Annotated in this window: 9 protein-coding genes; all 9 read left to right on the top strand. The window is 43.9% G+C overall.

Annotated features, from left to right (window positions below):
• The first annotated feature begins 98 nt into the window (after positions 1-98).
• Complete coding sequence (locus tag FAZ19_RS01255; protein ID WP_136818787.1) at positions 99-1,733, top strand: DUF4957 domain-containing protein; 1,635 nt, start codon at positions 99-101, stop codon at positions 1,731-1,733.
• 54 nt (positions 1,734-1,787) lie between these two features.
• On the top strand, positions 1,788-5,000 hold the full coding sequence (locus FAZ19_RS01260; protein ID WP_169305532.1) for a SusC/RagA family TonB-linked outer membrane protein: 3,213 nt from the start codon (positions 1,788-1,790) through the stop codon (positions 4,998-5,000).
• An 11-nt stretch (positions 5,001-5,011) separates the two neighbouring features.
• Positions 5,012-6,877, top strand: coding sequence for a RagB/SusD family nutrient uptake outer membrane protein (locus tag FAZ19_RS01265; RefSeq protein ID WP_136818789.1), 1,866 nt, complete (start codon positions 5,012-5,014; stop codon positions 6,875-6,877).
• Between the two features lie 31 nt (positions 6,878-6,908).
• Positions 6,909-7,868, top strand: coding sequence for a hypothetical protein (locus tag FAZ19_RS01270; protein WP_136818790.1), 960 nt, complete (start codon positions 6,909-6,911; stop codon positions 7,866-7,868).
• A gap of 313 nt (positions 7,869-8,181) precedes the next feature.
• Positions 8,182-10,701, top strand: a complete 2,520-nt coding sequence (locus tag FAZ19_RS01275; RefSeq protein ID WP_136818791.1) for a glycosyltransferase family protein — start codon at positions 8,182-8,184, stop codon at positions 10,699-10,701.
• Positions 10,702-10,847: 146 nt separating this feature from the next.
• On the top strand, positions 10,848-12,485 hold the full coding sequence (locus tag FAZ19_RS01280) for a pectate lyase family protein (RefSeq protein ID WP_229707321.1): 1,638 nt from the start codon (positions 10,848-10,850) through the stop codon (positions 12,483-12,485).
• Positions 12,486-12,777: 292 nt separating this feature from the next.
• Entirely contained in the window at positions 12,778-15,903 is a 3,126-nt protein-coding gene (locus FAZ19_RS01285; RefSeq protein ID WP_136818792.1) for a DUF6298 domain-containing protein, read from the top strand.
• Positions 15,904-15,913: 10 nt separating this feature from the next.
• Positions 15,914-17,323 carry a glycoside hydrolase family 140 protein gene (locus FAZ19_RS01290; protein ID WP_136818793.1) on the top strand — a complete coding sequence of 470 codons (1,410 nt, stop codon included), beginning with the start codon at positions 15,914-15,916 and terminating at the stop codon, positions 17,321-17,323.
• Complete coding sequence (locus FAZ19_RS01295) at positions 17,324-18,235, top strand: glycoside hydrolase family 43 protein (RefSeq protein WP_136818794.1); 912 nt, start codon at positions 17,324-17,326, stop codon at positions 18,233-18,235.
• Positions 18,236-18,305 lie beyond the last annotated feature (70 nt).

The following is an 18,305-nucleotide window of genomic DNA, read 5'->3' on the forward strand; positions in this document are numbered from 1 at the left end:
TAAGAGCTTGTCTTTTTTAAAGGCATATTCGTATGCCCTATGACTAGACGATAATAAATAAAAATCTATAAGTAGTAAATTAATTAAATAACCTAATCATGATGAAATTTCAAAAGATTAATCCATTGAGGCTATTTTATCGAACGTTGTTATTCGTTTTCGTTATCGCTGCCATTAACGCTTGTAACAAGGAAACGGTATATCCGCCAGTAAGTTTGACGCAGATGACAAGCGGTATTGCCATCGCGCATGCGGATACGTCGCTGACGCTAACATGGGATCATGGTGTAGCAGCTTGGGAAGGTAATAGTCGTCAAGCAATGGTGTCGTATGCGGTTCAAGTCTCCACGGATTCTACCTTTAGTGATGTAAGTCAGAATGTTTTCGATTTTGAAACTGATTCTACTTCTTTATTCCTTGGTGATGAGGAGATCACACCATTGCAGAAGTATTTTGCTCGCGTAAGGACTGTCTCCAACACAGGTACAGGCTTTTCGGAGTGGAGACGCACACCAAGTTTTCAACTGAAACCTATCGACCTGTTTACGCCAATTAAGGTTTGGAAATTATCGCATGAAGCGGTAGTGCTGAACTTTGGAAGACATGGCGAACTGACAAAAATGGTGGTGGAAAAAGAAGACGGAACCGATTCCCGAGAATTCAACGTGTCCAATGACGAATTGATTACCATGCAATTGGATGGGCTTACCTCGAACACAGGTTATGTCGCCCGGCTTTTCCGCCATGATGATCGCTCCTTGGGAGAACTGACGTTCACTACCAAGCCAACCGTAGAGGAGGCGGGATATATTGACCTAAGAGGGAGCTCCGATCCGCAAATTCTGCAAAACACCTTGAATACAGTGCCTGACGGTAGTACCATTGCACTGAAGCGCGGAATGGCGTATACAATTACGGAAACATTCAAACTGAACCGGGGTGTAACTATAACGTCTGAGCCAGGATTTGGAGAACAAGCACAAATTATCATGTCTTCCTCGTTTGATGTGGATGCGCCAAGTCCGGTGGAACTTATCAAATTTGAGGATGTGAAAATTACTGGAAATATTGGAGGTTCCTATGTCTTTAACCTTTCTGCTGCTTCCTCGATAAACCGAATTGAATTTGAGGCTTGCATTATCTCCGATCAGCGAGGTGTATTGCGCATGAAAGATCCTGGCGTAAAAACTATAAGTAAATATGTCGTTAATAATAGTATTGTGCAGAATATCGGGGGGTATGGTGTGTTAGCGGTCGACCATGTGGATGCCCGTGTTGACAATGTCGAGTTGACAAACTCTACATTTATTAATGCGCAGTGGATTGTTAGATACAATAGTTCTGTAGTTAATCATTTGAATGCTATGACGATAGAGAGTTCGACCTTCTTTCAGGCACCAAACGATAATAGATATGTTCTCGATATGGCACGAACAGGAAGTACGATTGGCAGCTTTACCGCCAACAATACATTATTTGGCTATACGGGAGGTGGGCGTTCGTTTAATAGTCGGACTCCGGCTTCGGTTTCCGGAACGAGTAGCTTCGCTACTTCTGATGCAACTTGGGGCACGTCGGCGACTCAGGGGTTGCCAGCAGCAGGTATTATACGTTCTTCGTTGTCTTCGGAACAAGTTTTTGCAGCACCAGACAAGACCAATTTCACAAATAGTAATCTGACAATTATCGAGGAAACTTTATTTACCGTGGGTGATCCGCGTTGGAGACCCTAAACCGAGAGGAAAATGAAACCTATTTTTAGAATGAATAAACTTAAAATAAGAGATATGAAGAGTCGTGCTGATATGCCCCTGGCTTTCTTACGGGGAACACGAAATGTGCTGCTGGCCTGTCTACTCGCCGCTCCATTGGTAGAGGTGAGTGCCGTAGAAGGCCGAGTCCCGGCGCCGATAAACATGGAGAAATTAGTTAATGTGACGGGTAAGGTGGTCGATGAAAAGGGCCAACCTGTCGTTGGCGCGACGGTACTTGTAAAAGGAACGAAAACTGGTGTAAAAACCGACCAGGATGGAGTTTTTCGAATTAATTTACCTCAGGGAAACTCTATTGTCGTCGTAAGCTATGTAGGCTATAATGTCAAAGAAGTAGACATGGCCGGACAGCAGAATGTCACGATTACATTGGAAGAATCCGACAACGCAATGGATGAAATTGTGGTTACCGGTTATGGTACACAACGACGCTCAGAAATTGTTGGTTCTGTTGCTACCATTAAAGGTGAAGAGTTGATGGATATCCCGGCTCCAAATATTGCGGCAGCATTACGTAACCGCATCGCTGGTCTTGGTGTATCGGAAGCTTCAGGCCGTCCGGGTGCAAGAGTTACGTTAAATGTGCGTAATTCGACGACTAGTGCAGCAGGTCAGTCCATTGGTTCTACAAGCGAACCACTTTATATAATCGATGGTATAACTGTAGAGAGTGAGGTCTTTGACAACTTGGATGCTTCCATGGTAGAAAATATCACCGTGTTAAAAGATGCGTCCGCGGCCATATATGGTGCCGCTGGTGCAAAAGGCGTTATTTTGGTCACTACTAAACGTGGTAAGGCTGGGAAGCCGAGTATTTCGTACAACGGCTATGCAGGGATTACGGATGCTGCTAGGAAACCTGATATGCTGTCAGCCTATGAGCTGGGTGTAATGTTGAATGAAGGGTACAGGATGAATAATGAACCTGCAGAAAAGTATTTTAGTAATCAAGACTTGGATTACCTCAAAGGATTGAATGTTGACAGTTGGTACGATCAATTGTGGCAGGCTTCCTTGACACAGAGACATAATTTAAGCATCTCTGGAGGATCAGAAAAAGTGACGTTTTTTGTAGGCGGGGGTTACCAAAATGAAAATGGCAACTATGCGGGTACTAAACAGGATAAGTATACCCTGCGTAGCGGCTTACAGGCGACGATCATCGACGGTTTAAAGGCGGATGTTAATTTCAATATCGATAACCGCATACGGAATAGTAAAAATGGATTAGGTAACGATACCGATCAGACTTTTTTTGAAACCCTGCTTTCCACACCGGATTGGATACCTATGGAGATTAATGGTTTACCGGTCAACTTCGTACGTACAGGAACACGTAATCCGTTAGGTTTGATAAACTCGGGCTATTACGACGAGCGAAATTTACAGGGATACCGTGTGAATGCGAGTTTATCTTATGAGCCTAAATTTCTGAAGGGATTTACAGCCAAACTGCAAGTGTCGACAGGAGGAAATAGTAATAACAATACACAATATACAGCACCCTATATGCTTTATAATTTTGTATCCATGGGCAATAATAAACAGTTTTATGCTACACAATTAGTCGCCTCGAATCCCTCTGATGACGTGGTGCCAGCAGAAAGCGCTAGCTTACTGACGTCAATATCCCGGTTGAACAGTTCTCAGGGTTTTCTGACCTTGTCTTACGCTAATACCTTTGGGAAACATAGTGTTGATGCAGTCGTAGGTGGAGAACAAACCATGGCATATGGTGAAGCATTGTCATCTCGCTATATCAATCAGCTTATAGCTGGATCTGATGAGCATTGGGCGTTTGATATCAATACCCAACGTACGGTTCGGACAATTACGGAAACTACAAAGCGGTCTTTTTTCGGTCGGTTTGGATATGATTTTGATAAAAAGTATTTGTTACAAATTGTTTCTCGTTTGGATGCTTCTTCCAATTTTGCGACAGGCGAGCGATGGGGACTGTCTCCAAGTATAGGTTTGGGTTGGGTTGTGAGTCAGGAAGACTTCTTTAAGGATAACGTACCTTTTATTAATTTTTTGAAGCTAAAAGCAAATGTTGGTATCGCGGGAGATGATCGTGTAGATGAGAGGTTATGGCAAGATCGATACCAAATCGATAGTGACAATGGCTATCTTTTTGATGGTGACAAATATGGTGTTGGACTTAATCCAACAGCATATCCAAACCCATCCATAACCTGGGAAAAGAAGCGTACCATAAACGTTGGTATTGAGTCTACGATGTTAAATAATAAACTAAACGTTAGCGCAGAGTTTTTCCAGAATAAAATTTTTGACGGATTTGATCAGGGAACAAACAATGCCAACCCATTGTACTCAGGCATAATTGCGCCTCCTGTCAATTATAGAGAGGCGTACAATTGGGGCTCGGAGTTTTCTATAGGTTACAATACCCGGATCGGTACTGATTTTAAAATTGGTGCAAGTATGAACTTTGGCTGGGGAAATTCTATTGTGACACAGATGATTTATCCGACAGCTAATTTTCTGGAAACCGACCTTTCGGACAGCAAATGGTTAGGGAATCAATTCGGTACAGATCCACGTACCTACAACAGCGGCAATGTGGGCTATAAGGTGTTGGGGATGTTCCGTACCCAAGATCAGGTAGATGCTTTTCTGGCTGAAAATCCAAACTACCGTATCGGTGGAGAAATACCTCAGCCGGGATGGTTGATGTATGAGGATACCAATGGCGACGGTGTGGTCAACACATTGGATCAGACATACTTGTTTGATCGGACGAATTCGTTTTTTTCTACCGGTATTACACTTAACTTGGGCTACAAAGCCTTGAGTTTGAGTACCAATATTTACGGTAGATTTGGAGGTAAGGTATTTATTGATGGTAATTCTAGATCTGCTCCGACAACGACACGCAATGTGATGGCTTTTTGGAAAGACCGTTGGACACCGGAAAATCCAATGGAAGGAACTTTTCCGCGCTCGGATGATCCTCTTATAGGTACAAACTCCGATTTTTGGGCATTGAATGCAACAACGATACGGATCAATAACATGACCCTGAAGTATGCCCTTCCGGCAGCAGTTTCAAAGCGGGTAGGTTTATCAAATACAAGTATACTATTGACGGGTAACAACCTATGGACCTTGGTAAATCCATTTACATACAAAGATCCGTATACGAATAACGCATATAATTATCCAACGGTTCGGACGATATCCGTAGGTTTAAGTGCTAATTTATAAATGAAATAGTGATGAAAGCGAATATAAAGGCAATATTAAAAAGAGGGTTCGGCATCTTGTTATTTTCAGGTATGCTCACGGCCTGTAACGACGATAAATTTTTCCTACTGGAGGACCGTAATGGGTTAGGCTCCGAAGTGGTCTGGGGTTCAGAAGGTTCAATAGACTTTCATTTGAATAAAACATATGAATTGATCATTCCGAAATGGCCGCATCAAGTTATTCCCAATCGCTGGGATATACATCTAGCGAGTGACGAAAACTATTTTGCGTCCGAGGAAGGACACGCTGCTAGGGCATTGGGAATCAACGGGGAAGCGCTGCACAATCACGATGTATTTTATGTCGGAAATTTATACACATTGAATTATGGTAGCAATCGTTACTTTGATATTGCACGTTGTAACAATGCGATTAAATTTATTCCGGAAAGTACGATTAGCGATGAGGCAAAACGTCGATTTTTAGGTCAATACCACGCAATGCGTGCTATGGTCTACCTGGAGTTAGTTAAAGTATATGGTGGAACAACTTTGGTTTTGGAACCGCAGGATCCACAAAATTTAGAAGCAAAAGGACGGGCTAGTGCACGGGCGTGTTTCGAGGTGATCATCGATGATTTGACTAAAGCAGTCGACTATCTCGAAGGCGTGACCTACTCAGGCGATGACTGGGGACGGATCACCCAAGAGGCTGCTGCATCATTGAAAGCAAAAGCATTGTTATACTGGGCAAGTCCACAGTTTAACCCCGTTAATGATCCAAAGCATCCGTATGACGCATCAAGATGGGATGAAGCGCTAGAAGCAAATAAGGCTGCATATGATCTGTGTATTGCAAAAGGACGTAGTTTGATGCCTGAATATGGAAAAATCTGGCAAACAAAAGGTCGAGCTAATAGCGAGACCATTATTTCGAGGTCTTATTCTTCTTCATTACCAAAGAGAGGACATAACGAGGAACGTAGTAACCGTCCGGTGTCAGAACGTGGATCGCCAAATCGGGCTTATAGAGCTACGTGGAAGTTACTGCAGGCCTATCCGATGAAGGATGGCAATCGTATCAATCAAGCGGGCAATTATGATTACGATGCGGTTATGTTCTGGCAAAATCGCGACCCGCGCTTTACGGCTACTTTTGCTTACAACGGGAGTTCTTACCCGCTAAGCGGTAAAGGTGAAAGTAGGATACAATGGACCTATGTCGGCGCTACAGTCGATGGAATAGCCGAGGACGCTAATTGGGGGGTGTATACCAAAAAGTTTACTACACCTAGCTTGCCTGCAGGAAATGTGGCTGTAACTAATGACGTGGGAGGGAGCGGTATGGATTGGATTGAGATGCGTTTGGCGGAGGTCATGTTAAACTATGCGGACTGTGCGAACGAGACTGGCGATATGGGAACGGCGAAAAACATGGTGCGCACCATTAGACAGCGTGCCGGTATAGAAGCCGGAGCCAATGACTATGGTTTAGGTTCAGTAGCTAGTATAGCAGAAATGCGTGATCTTATTTTAAATGAGCGTATGATAGAGTTTGCATTTGAAAATAAACGTAATTCCGATCTACGTCGGACGCGCAGATGGCACCTGCTGTCTGGCGAATCTTTGGAGACCATACGGATTGAATTGAAGGATGGTGTGAAAGCTGATGATTTGAATGGCGGCGATCGGGATGAAATTAATGTGGAGGATAAAGAAGATTATGAAAAGTATTTTAGAATGTCGATTCAACAACAGAAAACTGGATTTGGTGCAATGAATATTCCGGAGTACCATAATTTCTATACTTTTCATAATGACTATGTGTGGAGAGGGGTAGATATTTACCCGACTATTGGTTGGGCCGGCGGAACATTTGATCCTTTAGATAATTAATACGATGGTCAAGAAAATTAAATCAATAGAGATGATAACACGAAAATTATTGACTTTGCTTATTGTACTCACGATTGCCACGTTGGGATCCTGTAGTAAGAAGTCGGAAAATATTTTTAACATGTTTGAGGATGTAAATATCACTTTTCACGACGATAGTCCGTATGCGGTTACCGATTATAAGCGGTACAATGATGGCGATAGTGTACATATCAGTTTTACCATTACTTCGGCCAACAAGGATATGATGAAATTGGTGGTAGATAGCACACTTGGTACAGGAGCAAAAGGACTGCGAACATTTGATCTGAAAGACAGTGAGAGAAGGTCCTACAGCGGCAGAATTCGCTACAAGATAAATAGAGACGGTAAAGCTACCTTCCGAATCTATGCACTGGATGAACTGAATGTATATATGGGAGATGGCTACAAGTCAGTAACAGTGGAAGGTGCACCTAGTTATACCATACTACCGGATAGAAAGGTATATAGTCCCGATTTAGATAAACTGGAATTACCTACTTTCTATTCTATTCGACAGGGAAAGGCATATACCTATGCCGAAGGATTAGCAAATTCTGCAGATATTGATTTTGGAATTCGTACCGAAATCGATTCTACTACAGGTAATTTCGGACGAACGGTATATAATATTTATTCTATAAGTACAGAACCAAATCCTCATCCGGAGTTTGATATCTCCGGTTGGGAAAAGCGCCAAACCTTATTTAGCGATATGTTAGTAAGCGGTACTTCTGCAGCTTTTAATAATACGTTAATTTCGGCTAGTAGAATAGAGGAAGAGGCTAAAAAATATTCGATAGATAAAAGGCAAACAAGCTTTAAGCAATATGATCAGGCCATAAAAGCTGATTGTATGTTCTATTTCTTAACACCTGAAGGTAAATACGGCGTGTTGTTTATTAAGCAGAATACGCAGGATGCAGCTGGTAACGAATATCTAAGTATTACGACAAAAATTCAAAATTAAAATAATCTGGGTTTATCATAGTTTGTATTGCATCCTGCTAGTTCGCTAGCGGGATGCTTTTTTATATAGGCGATTTCTAAGGCATTTAATATCCTACAACAATATGCTAATTGAAGCTAGTATTGGTATACTGATTCTTGCTAACTTACCCCAGTTATAAATCTGGATTGCTCACGACTTTTAGCATACTCAACTTTCGTTTACTGTTGATGTGGAAAATTTTAAGCAATACGTATCGAGGGTCTATCCAATTTACATATTGTCGAAGATTTAGGAGTGAGTTCCGTTATTTTGAATTAGTATAGAGATGAAAATGAAGAAGATTTTTTATGTAGCCGTTGCAATTCTGATACAAGCCTGCCTGATGGAAACTGCGCGAGGGCAAGGTAAAGCCCCTTCTGTAAGGATAGATTTTAATATGAATGGCCGCTCGCCTCAAGAGGTCGAATACGACCATGGTAATTCAAGCCATATCCATTGGACGGTCAGCAAACCGCTCGCTGATGAAGTTACCGTAAACGGACTGAACTTTAGCGTGAAAAAGGGAAAGCGAGGAGAGCAGCTTAGTCCAACCTATTATAAAGCCTCTGTACAGAAAGGACTGTTTGATGCGAGATTTACAAACGATGGCGTTATGGTAGGTGGAGGCAATTTCGCCGAAGGTGCGGTAATAGATCTTATTATTAAGGGATTGCCAAAAGGACAGCACAGCTTGCAGACTTTTCATAATATGACCGATAACCTAGAAGCAGAAGAGGCCTGTCCCATTGATATCTATGTGAATAATGTTCAAAAAGTATCCGGGCTACTTCCAACGGTTCGCTTGGAACGGATCGAGGACATTGCTTCTGCAAGACTGGTATTGGATGTAAAGAAGAATGAAGATGTGGTAATATCCTTTCGGGCAGTAGAATCTGGCGCACAACCGATAAAAAATGTGATCATTAACGGCTTCTATCTGAATGCAGCGGATGTCGCCGATTTAGCCAGAGCCATCGAACCGGTAAATGGAAACGAACATGTGGATGTACCTGTTGGCGGCGGACATACGCTGAGATGGGAATCCGCCAAAGGCGCGCAATCGCATGATATTTATTTTGGTAAGGATTCCCTGGCTGTAGCATCGGCTGACCGGAATTCGCCCTTGTTTAAAGGAAACCAGCCTAAGGCCGATACAACCTATGCAATCAACAATCTCTACAGTATGGATACCTACTACTGGCGGATAGATGAGGTGGTTAACGAAGGTGAGATGCATAAAGGCGAGGTGTGGCGATTTAGAACGGCACAGTTGGCTTTTGAAGGAGCAGAAGGTTTTGGCCGCTGGGCCCGTGGCGGCCGTGGAGGCCAGGTCGTCTACGTCGACAACCTCAATGATAGTGGTCCCGGAAGTTTGCGAGAGGCGGTTACCAACGACATCGGTCCGCGTACCATTGTATTTAACGTCGGTGGGGTGATCGAGCTGAAGTCAAGGTTAGTGCTGAGCGACCGCTATGTGACGGTTGCCGGGCAGACGGCTCCGGGTAAAGGCATCCTTATCCGTTCGGCTCCATTTGGTATCGGGGCGAGCGATGCGGTAGTGAGGTTTATACGATTGCGCTTAGGTGCTGGCCCTACGGCCGACGGTATGGGGATGAATGGAAACTATTCCATCATGGACCACTGCTCGATTAGCTGGACAATAGATGAATCATTTAGCTCACGCGGTGCAAAAAACATAACCTTACAGCGTACATTGATATCCGAAGCACTGAATGCTGCCGGACATAAAAACTATCCAGCTGGCAAAGAGCATGGTTATGCGGCTACTATCAGCGGTAGTAAAGGAAGCTTTCATCACAACCTGCTGGCACATTGTTACGGGCGTAACTGGAGTTTAGGGGGTGGGCTCGACGGCAATAACTATATGACGGGCTTATTGGATATCCGTAATAATGTGGTATACAACTGGGGTAGTAGAGCAACAGATGGAGGCGCGCATGAAGTAAATTTTATCAATAACTACTATAAGCCCGGCGCAGGTACCAAACGCTTGCCTGAAATATACAACCAACAACACGAAAACATCGGGCTAGGTACCCAAAGGGTTTATTTTGCGGGAAATGTAGTCCCGGGCGTATTCGACGAGAAGTCGCAAGAAAAGGGCAGGAAGGCAACCTACAGCAATGGCGCCACCAAAACATACGAAACGTTTGTGGATACACCATTCTTTGATGCGCCCGTTACCACACAATCTGCTAAGCACGCCTACAAAATGGTCTTATCCGATGTCGGAGCGACACAACCTTACTTTGATACCCATGATCAGCGCATGATCGACGAAACATTGGCCGGTACATTTTCGGTGAAAGGAAGCGTGACCGGGAAACCAGGCTTTCCGGATCACGAGAAGGATGCTGGGGGGTACGAAGATTACCCTACGACAGAGCGGGACGAAAAATGGGATAGCGATCGCGATGGGCTCCCGGATTGGTGGGAAAAGATTCATGGTCTCAACATCCATTCGCCATCGGGTGATTTTTCCGATGCCAATGCCGACTTCGACAGAGACGGTTTTACCAATCTAGATCATTACCTGCAATGGATGGCGCAGCCGCACTATAACGCGGTAAACGGCAAGCATGTAATAATTGATGTGGAAGAACTTTCGAGTGGTTTTGAGTCGAAACCGGTTTATACAGTCGCTAAAAGCGTAAATGGTACAGCTACCGTGAAGGACAGCATCGTTACGTTCACGCCTAACAAGGAAGGTCTGTGTTCTTTTGAATTTACCGTGTCCGACAGTGATGGTCACCGTATGAGTAGACAAGTGCATATTCTCGCGAATGAGTAGATGACTGCTAATATCATAGAATAAAATGATAACAATAGCTACGATTAACGTGCTAAAAGTACGTTAATTTGAATCGCAATTATAAAGTGAGGATAGCGCAAGAAAAGCGCAAGTAATAATTTTGATTTAGATTAAGTGATAAAAAGATGAGAAGGACAATATTTCCATTAATGCTCATGATCTGTGGAATATGCGCACAGCATGAAGCGCATGCGCAATATCCCAAAATTCCTGAAGATGTAAAAAAAGCATCTGAAGAGATGATGACGAGGGCAAGACAACAGTCGGACGAAGCTTGGGCAAAAGCTTTACCCATTATTGAAGAATATGCAAAACAGGGCAAACCCTATATTCCCTGGGCTGGGCGACCAACAGATCTTCCCCAGGCGGAAATAGCTGCTTTTCCTGGCGCAGAAGGGGGAGGTAAATTTACGTTTGGAGGCCGCGGAGGAAAGGTATATGTCGTCACTAGTCTAGACGATAATGGCCCGGGTACATTACGTGATGCTTGTGAACAAGGTGGTCCACGAATTATTGTTTTCAATGTGGCGGGAATTATTCGTCTGAAAACACCCCTTATCATACGTGCACCTTACATTACCATTGCAGGACAATCTGCTCCTGGAGATGGTGTTTGCGTAGCCGGCGAATCCGTTTGGATCGACACCCATGATGTGCTTATTCGTCACATGCGATTCAGAAGAGGTGAAACGTTTGTCGGGAGAAGAGATGATGCCATAGGTGGAAATCCTGTCGGAAATATCATGATCGACCATGTGTCTGCAAGTTGGGGTTTGGACGAAAACATGTCAATGTACCGCCACATGTATAATGATAGTACAGGGAAGCAAGAAGTGAAGTTAGGTACGGTCAATATCACGATACAAAACTCGATATTCTCGGAAGCGCTAGACACCTGGAACCACGCCTTTGGAAGTACATTAGGTGGCGAGAACTGTACATTCATGCGGAATCTATGGGCAAATAATGCCGCTAGAAATCCCTCTATTGGTTGGAATGGTATTTTTAATTTTTCAAACAATGTAATCTATAACTGGGTGCACCGAGCTATAGATGGCGGAGATTATACGGCAAATTACAATATTTTCAATAACTACTTTAAACCCGGACCAGCAACACCGGAAGGAAAGCCAATCAGCTATCGTATCCTGAAGCCTGAATCGGGAAGAAGTAAATTACCGTATGTTGTATTTGGCCGTGCTTATGTAAGCGGCAATATAATCGACGGAAACGAAAAAGTAACGGCAGACAACTGGAACGGTGGGGTTCAAATTGAAAACAAAGCGGGCAATGAAATGAGCTTTGAAGAAGCTACGCCATACTTTGCCGCGATGAAAGTCAATAAGCCTTTCCCTCATGCAGAATTTAATGTGATGAGTGCTCAAGACGCTTATGGTTATGTGTTGGAAAACGCGGGTGCTACGTTACCAAAGCGTGACCCTGTAGATACGCGGATCGTGAAGGAAGTACGCGATGGTAAACCGACACCGTTAAAAAATGTTACCTTACCTGAGAAGGATTTTGAACACAGAAGATTGGCTAAAGACTCTTATAAGATCGGTATTATAACAGATATATCCCAAGTGGGAGGCTATCCAGCTTATAAAGGCAAGCCGTATAAAGATTCGGATAAGGATGGTATTCCGGATGAGGTGGAACAGAAAATGGGATTAAATCCAAATGATCCTTCAGATTCAGCTAAAATTACGAATTCGGGTTATGCCAATATTGAGATCTATCTGAATGGATTGACCCCTAAATAAGAATAAATAGGAAGAGGGACATCTCTCGTACTTGTTGTTTGGTTAATAGTGAAAACAGGCTCTCCATACTATGTGAGGGCCTGTGTCATGTATAGCTATACCTCAATCCAAAAGATAAAATGGTATAATAGCTGGAGAAAATGCTATAAACTAATAAGCGCGTATTTCGTTATGTTTGTAATAGAGGAAGTGGCACAGAGATTAGTTTTTCTGTTTATAGAAGAGTAACATAATGCTAATTGTAATGCCTTTATTTATAGATTTATAAGCCTTGTTGTAAACGTATATTATTTTGGATATTGTTTTTAAATATAGTCCGGTTCTCTGTAGGAGATTAGTGTTGTCGCTTGCTTTTGTGGTAGGCTATTCTTTTGTAGGATATAGCCAACAGTCAACAAGCCCACTTACCCTGTCGGCCGATAATAGGCTTACTTACCTTGCGGATTCCTTAGGCAATCAGATTCCTGATTTTTCCTATGCGGGGTATCAAAGTGGAAATACGGGTATTCCTGAGGCGGAGGTTAAAATTGTCGTCCCAGTACAATCTGGTGATGCAACCCGTCGTATCCAGGCGGCTATTGATTATGTGTCTGCTTTACCGCTTGAGGAGAACGGATTGCGGGGGGCAGTTCTGTTAGAACCCGGTGAATACCGAGTTGCGGGCTCGCTCAAATTATATGCTTCGGGCGTAGTAGTACGAGGCTCCGGTTTCGATAAAACGGGTACGATATTACTAGGAACTGGCGAAAGTAGAGCAACCTTAATCCGTATCGTAGGAAATGACGATCAAAAGATTGAAGCCAAAGCAAATGTGACATCCTCTTATGTGCCCGTAAATGCCCGTAAAATGACGGTAGATCAAGCGGCGCTTTTTAAAGCCGGAGATAAAGTACGCATCACGAGACCATCGACGGAGGAGTGGATTAAGGCTTTAGGTACAGATCATTTCGGTGGTGGAATTACCTCCTTGGGCTGGAAGCCGGGCAGACTGGATATTACCTGGGATAGAAATGTGGTATCGGTACAGGGTAACACCGTTGAATTCGATGTACCGATCACGACCGCTTTGGATCAGCAATATGGCGGTGCTACAGTAGAAAAATATAGCTGGGCTGGACGGATCGAACATGTTGGCATAGAGAATATGCTGCTGCAATCGACCTATAATACAGCAAATGTAAAGGATGAAGACCACCGTTGGATGGCCATCACGATAGAAAATGCCGCCAATGCTTGGGTACGACGCATGCAGTTTAAGCATTTTGCCGGTTCAGCAGTCTACGTGCTGGCGTCGGCAAAGCAGGTTACCGTAGAAGATTGTATTTCGCTGGATCCTATCTCGGAAATAGGTGGCCAACGAAGATATACGTTTTATACAAAAGGGCAACAGACGTTGTTTCAAAGACTTTATTCGGAAAAGGGATACCACGATTTTGCCGTTGGCTTCTTAGCAGCAGGCCCAAATGCCTTCGTGCAATGTCAGGCCGTAACGCCCTATAGTTTCAGTGGTGCGATCGATAGCTGGGCATCCGGGATTTTATTTGATGGAATGGATATCGATGCACAGGCATTGAGCTATAAGAACAGAGGACAAGATGGTCAAGGTGCCGGATGGGCTGCCGCTAATTCGGTTTTCTGGCAGATCTCTGCTGCTCTGGTAGAATGTTATCAGCCGCCAACTGCGCAAAATTGGGCATTCGGCGTATGGGCGCAATTTCAGGGCGATGGCCACTGGGAACAGTCCAACGAACATGTTAAACCTAGAAGTTTGTATTATGCACAGCTCAAAGATAGAATTGGTCAAACTGCTGTAGAGAGAACTATCCTTTTGCCAATATTGACAGAAGCTTCTAGTAGACCGTCTATCAGTGTGGCTATGGAACTCACAAAACAAGCTTACCAACTTAATCCACAATTGATCGATCTTATCCGGGAGGCCAATACGCGTAAGCCGTTGCAAACGGCGTCTAGGGGCGTGCGCACGATAGACCAGATCGGGTACAATGAACCGATGACGAAAGCCGCGCCTGGATTCATGACAGTAGAAAATGGTTGGTTGCAACGTAACCGCCAGGTGCTTGTCGGAAAAAAGACAGATATCCAGTGGTGGAGCAGCACGGCAAAGCCGCATAGTGTAGAAAAGGCAAAACCGCATATCACTCGTTTTGTGCCCGGAGAAATAGGTCTCGGTTTAACTGACGACTTAGAAGAAGTGGCGGAAACGATGAAAGCCGATCAGGTATTAAGCATAGATCACAATTATGGTCTTTGGTACGATCGCCGCCGGGATGATCACGAGCGTGTTCGCCGTATGGATGGCGAGGTATGGCCCCCGTTTTATGAACTTCCTTTTGCCCGTACAGGTAAAGGCTTAGCGTACGATGGCCTCTCTAAATACGATTTAACCCAGTATAACAAATTCTACTGGAACCGCTTAAAAGAGTTTGCCGATCTAGCCGATCAGCATGGTTTGATATTACTTCACCAAAATTATTTCCAACACAATATTCTGGAAGCAGGCGCACATTATACCGACTTCCCATGGCGAACTGCCAATAATATCAATGAGGTAGGCTTTCCTGAACCCGTGCCTTATGCGGGCGACAAACGGCTCTTTATGGCTGAGCAGTTTTATGATATAAGCCATCCTACACGTCGGGCATTGCATCGCGCTTACATCCGCCAGTGTTTAGATAATTTTAAAGACAACAGCAGCGTTATCCAGCTGATCAGTGCAGAATATACGGGGCCGCTTCACTTTACACAGTTTTGGATTGATGTTATCAACGAGTGGAAGGTGGAAACGGGTAAGAATCCGATTGTTGCGTTGAGCACGACAAAGGATGTACAAGATGCAATTTTGGCGGATCCGAAACGTGCAGCTGTCGTTCAGGTTATTGACATCCGCTATTGGCACTATCAGGGCGACGGTTCGCCTCATGCGCCCGAAGGGGGTAAAAACCTAGCGCCAAGACAGCATGGCTTTGGTAAGAAAACTTCTGCCCAACAGGTTTATCGTGCCGTTTCGGAATACCGCAACAAATACCCGGAAAAAGCTGTGACGTATCATGGCAATAATTACCCCGAAATGGCCTGGGCTGTGTTTATGGCCGGTGGTTCGATGGCAAATTTGCCTGCAGTAGGTGATGGGGCATTTTACCGCGCAGCGGCCACGATGAAGGCAGAATCTGTGCAAGATACGTGGATACTGAAAGGGAAGGATGATGCGATCGTTTATCAGCCTGAAGTTGATCAACTGAAAACCTATCTACCCGATTTTCGTGGAACGTATACCGTACGTTTTGTGGATCCAAAAAGTGGAAAGATTGTGGGAGAGGAACGTCTGAATATAGATAAGAAAGCTCTTTCGAAAAAATATAACGCCAGCGGATATATCCTTTGGATAAGTAAAAAATAAGATCATGCCTATGAAAGCTATTCGAAATACATTATTACTACCTTTTCTTTTGGCAGGAGCATTGTTTTCCTGTACATCACAGCAAAAAGCTGAATCTGTGCAACTTTTGAAAGTTTCTGAAAACGGACGCTACCTCACGACGGAAGATGGAAAGCCATTTTTCTGGTTGGGCGATACCGGATGGTTACTGTTCAATAAGCTTAACCGCTCCGAAGCGGAGCACTATTTGGAAGATAGGCAACAAAAAGGGTTTAATGTGATTCAGGCGATGGTGCTGCATACCGTCCCTTCTGTAAACGTGTATGGAGACTCTTCCATGGTTCACGGAGATATTGCGCAACCTTTGGTGACAGAAGGTGACGATCCCGAAAATGAACTGGAATACGACTATTGGGATCACATCGATTTTATTATCGACAAAGCGGCTGAGAAAGGCATCTATATGGCACTGGTGCCAGTTTGGGGATCTCCTGTCAAGGATGGAAAAGTGTCTACAGCACAAGCTGGAAAGTATGCTGCTTTTCTAGCGGAACGATGGAAAGATAGAGCCAATATTATCTGGTTGAATGGCGGGGATATCAAAGGTTCAGATTCCGTTGAAGTTTGGCAGGAAATCGGAAAAACCATTAAATCCATTGACAAGCGTCATCTGATGACTTACCATCCTAGGGGAAGAACAGCTTCTTCGGATTGGTTTCATAACGAATCTTGGTTAGATTTTAACATGGTGCAATCTGGACATAGAAGATATGATCAGGATACTTCCAGCAATGAAGTAAAGCATTATGGAGAAGACAATTGGAAATTCATGGCGGTCGACTGGAATCTATCGCCTGTAAAACCATCTATAGATGGAGAGCCTTCCTATGAGGGAATACCGCAAGGACTTCACGATATTAACGAGCCACGTTGGAACGATGCCGATGTACGTCGATATGGTTACTGGTCGGTATTTGCAGGGGCGTTTGGGTATACCTATGGACAGAATTCGGTGATGCAGATGCATTCGAAGGTGGATACAACAACGGCTTATGGCTCAACAGAATTGTGGACTGAGGCGATTGACGCACCCGGAGCCCAACAGATGCACTATTTGAAAAAGCTGATGCTTTCACGTGAAAATTATTTCGAGCGTGTACCCGATCAATCGCTTATTGCCGAAAATGGTGAGCAGTATAACCGCTTAGTCGGTACCCGGACAGATAATTATGCCTACATCTATAACTATAATGGTAGAGAAATGAAGATCAACATGGGTAGGATAAAGGGGGATAAGGTGACAGCCTCTTGGTTTAATCCGAGAAGTGGCGAAACGACATCTTTAGGGGAGTTTGCAAATACAGGTGTAGGGACCTTCCAGCCAGAAGGCGGACAGAAAGAGGGTAACGACTGGGTGCTGATTTTAGAAAGTAAAAATTAAATGGGATTAATCCGTACTATACTTTTGTTTTTCATCATGGCCTGGCTGACGTCTTGTCAAAAGGACGTATATATGTTTACGTCTTTCCATGAGCCTGCTAATGAAGGACTGCGGTACCTTTACAGCAAAGACGGGTATAATTGGAATGCGATCGATGGGATCTATTTGAAGCCTGAACTCGGTTCGCAGAAAATTATGCGCGATCCCTCTATGGTACGGGATAAACAAGGAGTCTACCATTTGGTCTGGACAATTGCATGGAAGGGAGACAGGGGGATTGGCTACGCCAGTTCGAAGGATCTCATGCACTGGGAGAATAAACAAATTATTCCTGTTATGGAACATGAACCCACAACGGTTAATGTATGGGCTCCCGAACTGTTTTATGAGGAGGATGAAGATCGCTTTATCATCATTTGGGCGTCGACTATTCCAGGTCGCTTTCCTCGAGGTATAGAACCCGAAGACAACAACCAACGAATGTATTATACAAGTACCAAAGACTTTAAAACATTCACCGAAACCAAGCTCTTTGCTGATCCGGGTTTTAGTATTATTGATGCGGTGATTGTCAAGAAGGATAAAGAAGATTATGTGTTGGTGTTGAAAGATAATACCCGGCCCAACCGAAATTTGAAAGTTGCCTTTGCCGATAATCCCTTAGGACCGTTTACCAATGTGTCTGATCCCTTTTCGGATTATTTGACAGAAGGACCAACGGTGGTAAAGATCAAGGATGAATGGCTGATTTATTTTGACTCGTATGGAAGTAAGCGCTACGAAGCCGTCGCCACCAAAGATTTTAAGACTTTTGAGAAGGCGAACGCACGGATTTCTGTTCCCGAAGGTCACAAGCATGGTACTATCTTTAAAGCGTCAAAAAGGGATTTGAAAAGGTTATTAAATAGATAAAGACAAAGATAAGCTGATTAGCAAATACGCGGATTCGCAGATTTGCATATCTGCGAATAAGCAATAAAAG

The sequence above is a fragment of the Sphingobacterium alkalisoli genome (genome assembly GCF_005049105.1).
Classification (GTDB): domain Bacteria; phylum Bacteroidota; class Bacteroidia; order Sphingobacteriales; family Sphingobacteriaceae; genus Sphingobacterium; species Sphingobacterium alkalisoli.

What these genes read in the sequence shown, in the direction of transcription:
- FAZ19_RS01255 (WP_136818787.1), top strand. Translation starts at nt 99, where the DNA reads ATGATGAAATTTCAAAAGATTAATCCATTGAGGCTATTTTATCGAACG.
- FAZ19_RS01260 (WP_169305532.1), top strand. Translation starts at nt 1,788, where the DNA reads ATGAAGAGTCGTGCTGATATGCCCCTGGCTTTCTTACGGGGAACACGA.
- FAZ19_RS01265 (WP_136818789.1), top strand. Translation starts at nt 5,012, where the DNA reads ATGAAAGCGAATATAAAGGCAATATTAAAAAGAGGGTTCGGCATCTTG.
- FAZ19_RS01270 (WP_136818790.1), top strand. Translation starts at nt 6,909, where the DNA reads ATGATAACACGAAAATTATTGACTTTGCTTATTGTACTCACGATTGCC.
- FAZ19_RS01275 (WP_136818791.1), top strand. Translation starts at nt 8,182, where the DNA reads ATGAAGAAGATTTTTTATGTAGCCGTTGCAATTCTGATACAAGCCTGC.
- FAZ19_RS01280 (WP_229707321.1), top strand. Translation starts at nt 10,848, where the DNA reads ATGAGAAGGACAATATTTCCATTAATGCTCATGATCTGTGGAATATGC.
- FAZ19_RS01290 (WP_136818793.1), top strand. Translation starts at nt 15,914, where the DNA reads ATGAAAGCTATTCGAAATACATTATTACTACCTTTTCTTTTGGCAGGA.
- FAZ19_RS01295 (WP_136818794.1), top strand. Translation starts at nt 17,324, where the DNA reads ATGGGATTAATCCGTACTATACTTTTGTTTTTCATCATGGCCTGGCTG.